General features: G+C 44.0%; 10 protein-coding genes. 9 read left to right on the top strand and 1 reads right to left on the bottom strand.

The genetic code is table 11. The features are described from left to right. Nucleotides 1-207 precede the first annotated feature (207 nt). From INF29_RS13015 to INF29_RS12975, 9 genes are all read left to right on the top strand, one after another. Nucleotides 208-768, top strand: a complete 561-nt coding sequence (locus INF29_RS13015) for a GNAT family N-acetyltransferase (RefSeq protein ID WP_193487087.1) — start codon at nt 208-210, stop codon at nt 766-768. Between the two features lie 32 nt (nt 769-800). After that, nucleotides 801-1607, top strand: coding sequence for a DUF4397 domain-containing protein (locus tag INF29_RS13010; protein WP_084730664.1), 807 nt, complete (start codon nt 801-803; stop codon nt 1605-1607). A 110-nt stretch (nt 1608-1717) separates the two neighbouring features. Continuing rightward, nucleotides 1718-2911 carry a bifunctional phosphopantothenoylcysteine decarboxylase/phosphopantothenate--cysteine ligase CoaBC gene (gene coaBC, locus INF29_RS13005; protein WP_072851984.1) on the top strand — a complete coding sequence of 398 codons (1194 nt, stop codon included), beginning with the start codon at nt 1718-1720 and terminating at the stop codon, nt 2909-2911. A 313-nt stretch (nt 2912-3224) separates the two neighbouring features. Beyond that, nucleotides 3225-3779 carry a helix-turn-helix domain-containing protein gene (locus INF29_RS13000; RefSeq protein WP_072851986.1) on the top strand — a complete coding sequence of 185 codons (555 nt, stop codon included), beginning with the start codon at nt 3225-3227 and terminating at the stop codon, nt 3777-3779. A 23-nt stretch (nt 3780-3802) separates the two neighbouring features. Further along, nucleotides 3803-6175 (top strand): glycyl radical protein, encoded by a 2373-nt coding sequence (locus INF29_RS12995; RefSeq protein WP_193487085.1) that lies wholly within the window; start codon nt 3803-3805, stop codon nt 6173-6175. Between the two features lie 51 nt (nt 6176-6226). Continuing rightward, complete coding sequence (locus INF29_RS12990; protein ID WP_243184178.1) at nt 6227-7132, top strand: glycyl-radical enzyme activating protein; 906 nt, start codon at nt 6227-6229, stop codon at nt 7130-7132. Nucleotides 7133-7292: 160 nt separating this feature from the next. Then, a complete protein-coding gene (locus tag INF29_RS12985; protein ID WP_193487083.1) occupies nt 7293-8420 on the top strand; it encodes a TlpA family protein disulfide reductase in 1128 nt (375 codons plus the stop codon). Continuing rightward, nucleotides 8417-8575 carry a CD1871A family CXXC motif-containing protein gene (locus INF29_RS12980; protein WP_162609873.1) on the top strand — a complete coding sequence of 53 codons (159 nt, stop codon included), beginning with the start codon at nt 8417-8419 and terminating at the stop codon, nt 8573-8575. The genes INF29_RS12985 and INF29_RS12980 overlap by 4 nt, the downstream gene beginning before the upstream one ends. Further along, complete coding sequence (locus INF29_RS12975; RefSeq protein ID WP_193487082.1) at nt 8575-9462, top strand: 4Fe-4S binding protein; 888 nt, start codon at nt 8575-8577, stop codon at nt 9460-9462. The genes INF29_RS12980 and INF29_RS12975 overlap by 1 nt, the downstream gene beginning before the upstream one ends. Nucleotides 9463-9530: 68 nt before the next feature. Here the strand turns inward: INF29_RS12975 and INF29_RS15405 are convergent. Then, nucleotides 9531-9610, bottom strand: an 80-nt coding sequence (locus INF29_RS15405) for an IS3 family transposase (protein WP_408626509.1), incomplete at its 5' end; no start/stop codon positions are given.

The raw sequence follows: 9610 nt of genomic DNA, 5'->3' as shown, positions 1-9610 counted from the left end.
AAGATCAAATTGAAGATAAGTTGAATACAAAAGAGTATGAAGACCCTTTTAAGGGTAGCAGATAATCATACCACCAAGGCTTGAACGAAGTGAAAGCCAGCGTCATTTAGGCGCTGGCTCTTAATAAACCCTTATAGGGCTAGTGCAAACCACGTCTTTTAGGCGTGGTTATGATTTTTATCAGAATTTTCCACAGGAGGAAATGGAATGTTGATAGAAAAAGCCTGCAAGCAGGATGAAAAACGGATTTATGAGTTATACTGCGCTTCTTTTCCGCGTATGGAAAGAAAACCTTTTTCTAGAATCTGCAGAAATTGCAGAAACGGAAAAATGGAAATGTGGGTCATCAAAGAGGACACAGAGTTTCTGGGATTTTTTGTATGCGCTGTTTATGAAGAGATGGTGCTGATTGATTATTTTGCTGTGATGCCCTCCAAACGGGGGAGGGGCGTGGGCAGCCAGGCTTTAAAGCTGCTTGCAGATATTTATCCAGAACAATATATTTTTCTGGAGATTGAGCCGGAAAATGAGAAAGCGTCCAATGCCCTCCAGAGAATACGAAGAAAAAAATTCTATATGCGCTGCGGCTTTCAGGAAACAGGTATCCTATGGGATATGTATGGCGTTCCCATGGAGGTGTTGTGTTATCAAAAACAGCTTACTTTGAACCAGTGCGAAAAAATGTACCGTTATTTGTATGGGCGATTCTGGTTTTTGCACATTCGCCGGATTTCCCATGCACATTCTCAAAATTCTGACATAACATAATAACAGAACTTTTGAAAAGACAGGTGACCAAAATGACGGACATTTGGAAACAAGCAGGTGTGGAAACCAGCGCGGATATGATTATGCCGCTGCCGCTGACACAGGAGGGCATCCGGCAGCTTCCGCTGGAAAGCCTGACTCAGGAAGTGGCTGATGGTACGGCAGAGAGCATGTATCCCGGCGTGCAGCTTCCCGGCAATCTGAAGATTACAGTGCTGCCCATTGTTCCCGGTATTACTATGTTCAGTTACATTCGCTTTTTCAATGCCTATCCCGGCGCTGGCAGTGTGGACATTTATGTCAATGGCAGAAAAGTAGCTTCTAACTTGCTGTATCGTAATTTTACGGAGTATATGAAAGCATTCCCCGGTTATTACCGTGTGGCGGTTTTCCGCGCCGGAACTACGGAAAATCCCCTTACGGTAAGTTATATCAACCTCATCGGATACCGTATCTTTACAGCGGCTCTGACGGGCACGGAGGGTAATGTTTCTCTGGAAATGATTAATGATAACCGTCGTTTCCTGCAAGGGAATATGGCTTACGTGCGGTTTGTGCAGCTTTCTGCCAATGCACCCAGAATGGATGTATATCTGGATGACAGTCTGGTGCTGTCTGATTTGAATTATAAAGAAGTCAGCCGCTATATGGCAGTGGTTCCCGGTGAGCACAATCTGAAGCTGCGGGAATACTTCAGCGGCGCTGTCTTGTTGGAAGACCCTGTGGTGACATTGAAGGGCGGCAAAGCCTATACTATCTATGTTGTGGGCGATATGAACGACCGCGTGGGTCTGCAGGTTGTGATTCCGCTGGAAGGCGCTTCTTATCTTGCTTTTTAAATAAAATTTTCCTGATTGGTCTATACGAAGGCAGAAAAGTTTGTTATAATGACAATACTGTGAATAAATTATCAAATCATACAAAAAGCAAAAGAAAAGGATGTTGATGTATGTTAAAGGGAAAAACCGTCATTTTGGGCGTAACAGGCAGCATTGCCGCTTACAAAATGGCAAATGTAGCAAGTATGCTGGTGAAAATGGAATGTGACGTACATGTCATCATGACAGAAAACGCAACCCATTTCATCACACCCATTACCTTTGAAACACTGACAGGAAATAAATGCCTGGTGGATACTTTTGACCGGAATTTCCAGTTCCATGTGGCACATGTTTCCTTGGCGAAAAAAGCGGATGTTGTGCTGATCGCGCCTGCATCTGCCAATGTGATCGGCAAACTGGCAAATGGCATTGCAGACGATATGCTGACCACCACTGTTATGGCTTGCACCTGCAAGAAGATCATTGCACCTGCCATGAATACCAATATGTATCATAATCCCATTGTGCAGGATAATCTGAAAAAACTGCAGGCATATGATTATGAAGTGATCCAGCCGGACACAGGCATGCTGGCTTGCCGTGACGTAGGCGATGGCAAAATGCCTAAGGAAGAGGTGCTGGTAAGTTATATTCTGCGGGAAATCGCTTACGAAAAAGACCTGAAAGGTATGAAGGTCATCGTAACTGCTGGCCCTACCCAGGAAAGCATCGACCCTGTGCGTTATATTACAAATCATTCCACAGGCAAAATGGGCTATGAAATCGCAAAGGCTGCTATGCTTCGTGGTGCGGAAGTGACTCTGGTCAGCGGTGTCACATCTCTGGAACGCCCCATGTTTGTAGACTATGTGCAGGTAGTCAGCGCGGAAGATATGTTCCAGGCCATGAAAGCACGTTTCCTGGATAATGATATCATCATCAAATCTGCAGCTGTTGCGGACTATAAACCCAAAACTGTTGCCGATGACAAAATGAAGAAAAAAGATGGCGAAATGAGTATTGAACTGGATCGTACCCATGATATTCTGAAGTATATGGGCGAACACCGCAGAGAAGGTCAGTTCTATTGCGGCTTTTCCATGGAAACCCAGAATATGCTGGAAAACTCCCGTGTGAAACTGGATAAGAAAAACATTGATCTGGTCATTGCCAATAACCTGAAAGTAGCAGGCAGCGGCTTTGGCACAGACACCAATGTGGTTACCATGATTTCCAAACAGGAAGAAATCCAGCTGGAACTTCTGACAAAAGAAGAAGTTGCTCATAAGATTCTGGATGAAATTCTGAAACTGAAAGGCTGAGTCTTTTGATATGTAAATAAAAGAGCTGAAAATTTGGCATATTTGCTGAATTTTCGGCTCTTTTTTATTTTTTGGCTTTTTTGTTGTATGAGAAGATAAAGACGTTGTTCGATAAAACGTCCAAATATTCCACAAAAACGTTTGTCCGTGTTGACAAATATAATGTGCCGTGATACGCTTCTCTTATAGATGCGTTATAACGTACAACATAAAGGTAGTATATGCGAAATACTGTATCATCAATTCATTGACGGGTTTCTTTTCCGATGCTATTCTATTATAAAGACGTTTGTGCGCGGGAGGAGGAGCATATATGGATGCAATGAGCGGTATTATCGCTGAAAACCTAAAAAGGATTCGAAAAGAGAATAAATGGAGTTTAGACACTGTTTCCGATATGACAGGTGTCAGCAAGAGTATGTTGGGACAGATCGAACGAGGGGAATCCAGTCCGACCATTTCTACATTATGGAAGATTGCAACGGGACTTCATATCTCTTTTACGGGTCTTTTGGAACAGTCTGAAAAAGAGGCTGAAATCATTTCCAAAGAGGAAGTGAATCCTCTTCTCAGTGACGGCGGACATTTTCGCCTGTACCCATTTTTTCCCTATCATCATGAGCGGAAATTTGAAATGCTGCATATTGAACTGGACCCTGGTTCCAGATCTGTTTCCGAAGCCCATGAACCAGGAACGGAAGAATTTATATTGGTCTATGAAGGCTGTTTCGTATTGGAAACAGATGGCAAACGCCATTATGTGGAAGCCGGCAATGCTATCCATTTTCAGGCAGACAGACCGCATGTCTATGAAAACGGGTGTGACGGCAATACACGCATCTGCATGTTGATTTATTATCAGAAATAATACATAAAGAGAGGATGAACGCAATGAGCATTACCGACAGAGTAGAACGAATCCGTTTAAACTATGTAAACAGCAAGCCTGCCATTTCCTATGAAAGAGCGCGCATCTGGACAGAATCCCATAAAAGAACGGAAGGGCAGCCTGTTGCCATTCGCCGCGCCCAGGCATTTTATGATACCTGTAATGAACTGTGTGTCAATATTTTCCCTGATGAACTCATCGTTGGCTGTACCGGTGAATTTCGCAAATGCGGCATCCTGACACCTGAATTCTCCTGGACATGGGTGGATCGTGAAATGGATACCTTTGCAACCCGTGAACAGGACCCTTATGAAATGACAGATGAACAGCGTGCTTTTGTCAGAAAAGAAATTTTCCCTTATTGGGAACATAAATCTCTGGAAGAAGCATTTTTGGCACAGATTTCCGAAGAAACCAAACGGGTGGCTGTGGATACAGGTTTTGTAGACACAGACTCCAAATGGCGTCAGGCAGTAGGGGAAATCACTGCGGACTATCAGGATGTGCTGTTCAAAAAAGGCTTCGGCGGCATCAAAAAGGAAGCGGAAGCATATCTGGCAGAACTGGACGCTACATCTCTGGAAGGCGCAGAAAAAATTGAATTCTATCGCTCCATCGTATTGGTATGCGATGGTATCATCCGTCTGGCAAATCGTTATGCGGAAAAAGCAAGAGAAATGGCAGCGGAAGAAGCTGACGAAACCAGAAAAGCAGAATTGCTGCAGATTGCAGAAATCTGTGATGTGGTTCCTGAAAATCCGCCCAAATCTTTCCGGGAAGCCATGCAGTTCATGTGGTTCACACAGCTGGGCGGCATTCTGTCCGAAAACCCGCTGGCTTGGAACCCCGGACGTTTCGACCAGTATATGTATCCTTATTATAAAGCAGATAAAGATGCTGGCGTCATCACCAAAGATGAAGCACAGGAACTGATTGAATGCCTGTGGCTGAAACTTTCTGAATGGGTTTGGACAATTTCCGCCAATACAGCTGATTTCTTCGCTGGTTATAACCAGTTCCAGAACCTGACAGTAGGCGGCAGAACCAGAGATGGGAAAGACGCTACCAATGAGCTGTCTTATATGTGCTTGAAAGCAACAGAAGATACTCTGGCACATCAGCCCGGCTTGAGCGTGCGTATCCATCCCGATACCCCTGATGAATTCATGGCAGCCGTGACCCATCTGGTAAGCAAAGGCACCGGCTTCCCTGCAATCCACAGCGATAATGCAGGCTATCAGATGCTGGTAAATGCAGGCTATGAACCGGAAGACGCCCGCGACTGGTCTAACTGCGGCTGCGTAGTTCCTCATTTCCGTAAAACAGGGGAATGGACTTCCGCAGCGAACCTGAACTTTGCGGCAGCTCTGGAATTTGCCACAAACGAAGGCAAAAGCCGTCTCAGCGGCAAAAAAATCGCTTTGGATGAAAAAGATCCCAAAACATTCTCTACATATGAAGAAGTGGAAGCAGCTTTCTATAAACAGTTTGCTTACCTTATTAAACAGGCTGTCATCAGCTTGATTACAGCCCAGCGCCTCCATGTGGAAATGGTTCCCAGACCGTTTATGTCCGCATGTATTGAGGACTGCATGAAGAACGGCAAAGACCTGACAAAAGGCGGCGCAAAATACAACATTGGTCCCGTTATCACAGGAATCGGTATTGCCGTTGTGGCAAACTCTCTGGCAGCTATTAAAAAGCTGGTATTTGAAGAAAAAGCTGTAACTATGGCAGAAATCATCGATGCCATCAATAATAACTGGGAAGGCTATGATGAACTTCGTGCAAAGGTGCAGGCTGCGCCCAAATACGGCAATGATGATGACTATGTAGATGATATTGCAAGAGAAATTGGCAACTTCTTCTATCAGGAAGTTCATAAATATAAAGATATCAATGGCAATCACTTCCTGTCCGCATTCATGGGCATTTCCAACTACCTGCCTACAGGTAAGGTGCTGGGTGCTACACCGGACGGCAGAAAGGCAACAGAACCCATTTCCGAAGGCGTATCTCCTTATGTAGGTACAGATACATCCACACCTTTGGCTGCAATGCGTTCCGCTGCAAAACTGAATCAGGATATCCACAGCGGCGGCACACTGCTGAACCTCCGTTTGAATCAGGATCTGGTAGCAACCAAACGCGGTCAGGCAAATCTGGGTGCAATGATTCAGTCTTACTTTGCGCTGGGTGCCTTACACGTACAGTTCAATACGGTTTCTACAGAAACCCTCCGCAAGGCACAGGCACATCCAGAAGACTATAAAGATCTGCTGGTACGTGTAGCAGGTTACAGCACACAGTTTGTCAACCTGTCTAAGTCCATGCAGGATTCTATCATTGCAAGAAACGCACACGAAACATTCTAAGAAATCTGACAGACCGGCATTGCTGGTCTGTTCTTCTCATAGCAGAAAGGAATGGAATCAATGAAGGGATATGTGATGCAGTTACAGCCTTTTTCCGTCAATGACGGGGAGGGCATTCGAACCACTATTTTTATGGCAGGCTGTCCCCTGCGGTGTAAATGGTGTTCCAATCCAGAAGGATTTGACCAAAAGCCAAAAACGGCGTTTTATGAAAAACTTTGTATTGGCTGTGGGCTTTGTACTACCGTTTGTCATGTACACAACGGAATCAACCTCAATGACCCCGAACAGCGGGCAAAATGCGATGGATGCGGTGCGTGCGCTGACATTTGTCCGAAGAATGCAAAAAAACGCATGGTGGTAGAAAAAGAAGTTTCTGAAATTGTGAAAGAGGTAAAGAAACACCGCCTGTTCTATATGCAGTCCGGCGGCGGCATTACTTTTTCTGGTGGAGAAACCACCATGCAGCGGGAATTTCTGAATGAGCTTTCAGAAACTTTATATGATATGGGATTTCATTTAGCCATGGAAACTTGCGGCTATTTTGATTTTGACGCGCTGAAGCCCATTTTGCAGCGTATGGATTTGATCTTTATGGATCTGAAACATATGGATTCCGCAAAACATGCCTATTTTACAGGTGTTGACAATGAAAAGATATTGGAAAATATCAAACGGTTGAAAGAATTGCCAGCGGAAATCGTCATTCGCATTCCTGTCATCAAAGGCGTCAATGCAGATGCGGAAAATATCAAAGCAAGTGCAGCATTTGTCCATACCCATTTGCCTGAGGCAAAAATGGAACTGCTGCCTTATCATAAATTCGGATTCGGCAAATATGAGGCGCTAGGCATGGAAACACCAGATGATACCTTTGCTGCACCCACGGAAAATGAGATGGAGGAATTGTGGAAAATCATAACGGATTTGGGTGTTTGTCTGGCGGATTATAGGTAATAAATGTTTGATTATCAGATTTGAAACATCTATATTTTTGCCTTCTTTTCTTAACAAAATCTTACTACTTTTCGCCATTCTTTCTCTTGACATCGACAGGGATTCCCTGTAGTATTCATAAAGACACGGAAACTTCAAGAGAATACGGAGGAACACCATCATGAAAAAATTACTTTGCGTATTTTTGACATTGTCACTTTGCACGGCAGCCTTTAGCGGATGTGCCTCAGATGAAGTGCAGAGTACGTCAGAACACACAGTTTCTACTTTGGATGATGGCGCACAGGTCAATGATGCCTTTAATACAGAGGTTATGACGACCTTGGACGGCACCACATTTCTTTTGAGTGATCATGATAACTGGTTTGCGCAGTCTGAAATGGGCTTTGGTATTACCAATACAGAACCTGTATTAGCAGGGTTAAATAGTGGTGATGTAGGGGGCAGTGTCATCTCTCCCTATGCGGTGACATTATTTTTCATTCCACAGGACGTTTCCAATCAGATGATGGAAGCAGAAAACCTGTCTGAAGATGAACAGGAAGCTCTTGCAGCGGAACTGAGCAATGAAATTTTCTTCTTTACCGGTGTATGCCGTTTGCCCAAGAATGATGAAAAAGCACAGGAAGTCTATGCAGAATTTACAAGCATCTACGGCAATGTAGAAAAGATTGCAACAGCTTTTGACAGCGATTACTATCTGGGATATAATGATGATTACAGCTCTCTGGTGCTGACAGAGGAAGAAAAAAGCAATTTGAGTGCGATCATTGAAGATCGGGAAAACTTCAAGAATAAAATCTTCATTTTCCCTGCATCTGAAGTACCGGAAAGCAATTTCGCCGGAAGCTTTAACAATTTTGAAACCACACTGCTGACTGGGGAAACCGTTACGCAGGATATCTTTGCAGACTATGATATGACGGTTGTCAATGTGTGGGCAACATGGTGTAATCCCTGCATTTCCGAAATGCCGGAACTGGCAGAACTGGATGGCGCTTTGCCTGAAAATGTAAATCTGATTTCCCTTTGTATTGATGGCAGTGATGATACCGCTTTCACACAGGAAATTCTGGATTACTGCGGCGTAAAATATCCGGTGCTGATGCCCAGCGATAGCCTGCAGACAAATGTAATTCAGTATATTTCCAGCGTTCCTACCACATTCTTCATTGATAAAGAAGGGAATGTTATTGGCAATCCTGTTGTAGGTGTACCTGGAAAAACAGGCGAAATCAAGGCGGCTTATCTGGAAGAAATCAATGCACGTCTGGAGTTGATTCGATGAATTGTAAACAAAATACTATGCGGGGCGGATGGATCAAATATCCGCTCCTTCTTTTTTCCATGGGCATGATGGCTTATGGTTTTATTCGTCAGGAACATCTGACAGTATTAAAAAAGGCAATCACCATTTGCCTGGAATGTATAGGAGTAGGCTGATGAAAAAAACAGAAAAAAGACGTCATATCATACAGCTGATTGCCACGGTTGTGTCCAATGGCTATCTGATTGGCTTTACGCAGGGGAGAATACAGACAGGCGGGCAAAAATTCGTCTGTGTACCGGGTTTGAACTGCTATTCCTGCCCTGGTGCTGTAGGAGCATGTCCCATTGGCGCTTTGCAGGCCGTTCTGGGTGACCGAAAATTCCAATTCAGCTATTACGTATTCGGTTTTTTGCTCTTCGTCAGCGTATTGTTAGGCAGAGTTGTTTGCGGTTTTCTTTGTCCTTTCGGTTTTTTGCAGGACTTGCTCTATAAAATCAAAAGTCCAAAGATAAAAGTCCCTACAAAACTGGACAGAGGACTACGGTATCTGAAATATGTCATGCTGGCTGTGCCGGTCATAGTATTGCCCATTTTCCTCACCAATTCTTTTGGCACTGCACCGCCATATTTCTGTCAATATATTTGCCCAGTAGGGACATTGGAAGGCGGCATTCCCCTGACACTGAAAAATGAAAGCCTGCGGGGAATGATCGGATGGCTGTTCAGCTGGAAGATGTTCTTGTTGATATTGACTATTGTTACTTCCATATTGATTTGTAGACCCTTCTGCAAATATGTCTGCCCCTTAGGTGCTTTCTATGGATTATTCCAAAGATTCAGCTTTTATCACATGGAAGTGGATGCTTCCCGTTGTGACCATTGCGGCGCTTGTGAGAAAATCTGTCCAATGGGTGTGGAAGTAACAAAGAATATCAACAGCCCTGAATGTATTCGCTGTGGGCAATGTAAAAGCGTATGCCATACAGATGCCATTTCCGCCGGTTTTGTACTGGGATGTGGCGGCAGCTGTAAAACATGCAAAAAAGAAAAAGAAGTATAAAAAAAGCTGGAAGTTCAAATTCTGAACTGAACCCAAAAAGTTAGACAATATTTTCAAATTAAAATTGTTTAAGAAGCCAGAAGGGCTTGTTGTCTGTAAATTGCAGGTGGCAAGCCCTTTAACTTTGCTTTGATTCGATGGTTATTAT

This window comes from Anaerotignum lactatifermentans, assembly GCF_014982935.1.
Taxonomy (GTDB): Bacteria; Bacillota; Clostridia; order Lachnospirales; family Anaerotignaceae; genus Anaerotignum; species Anaerotignum lactatifermentans.
The sequence above is the reverse complement of the archived record's forward strand: the minus strand, read 5'-3'. Positions and strand labels throughout refer to the sequence as shown.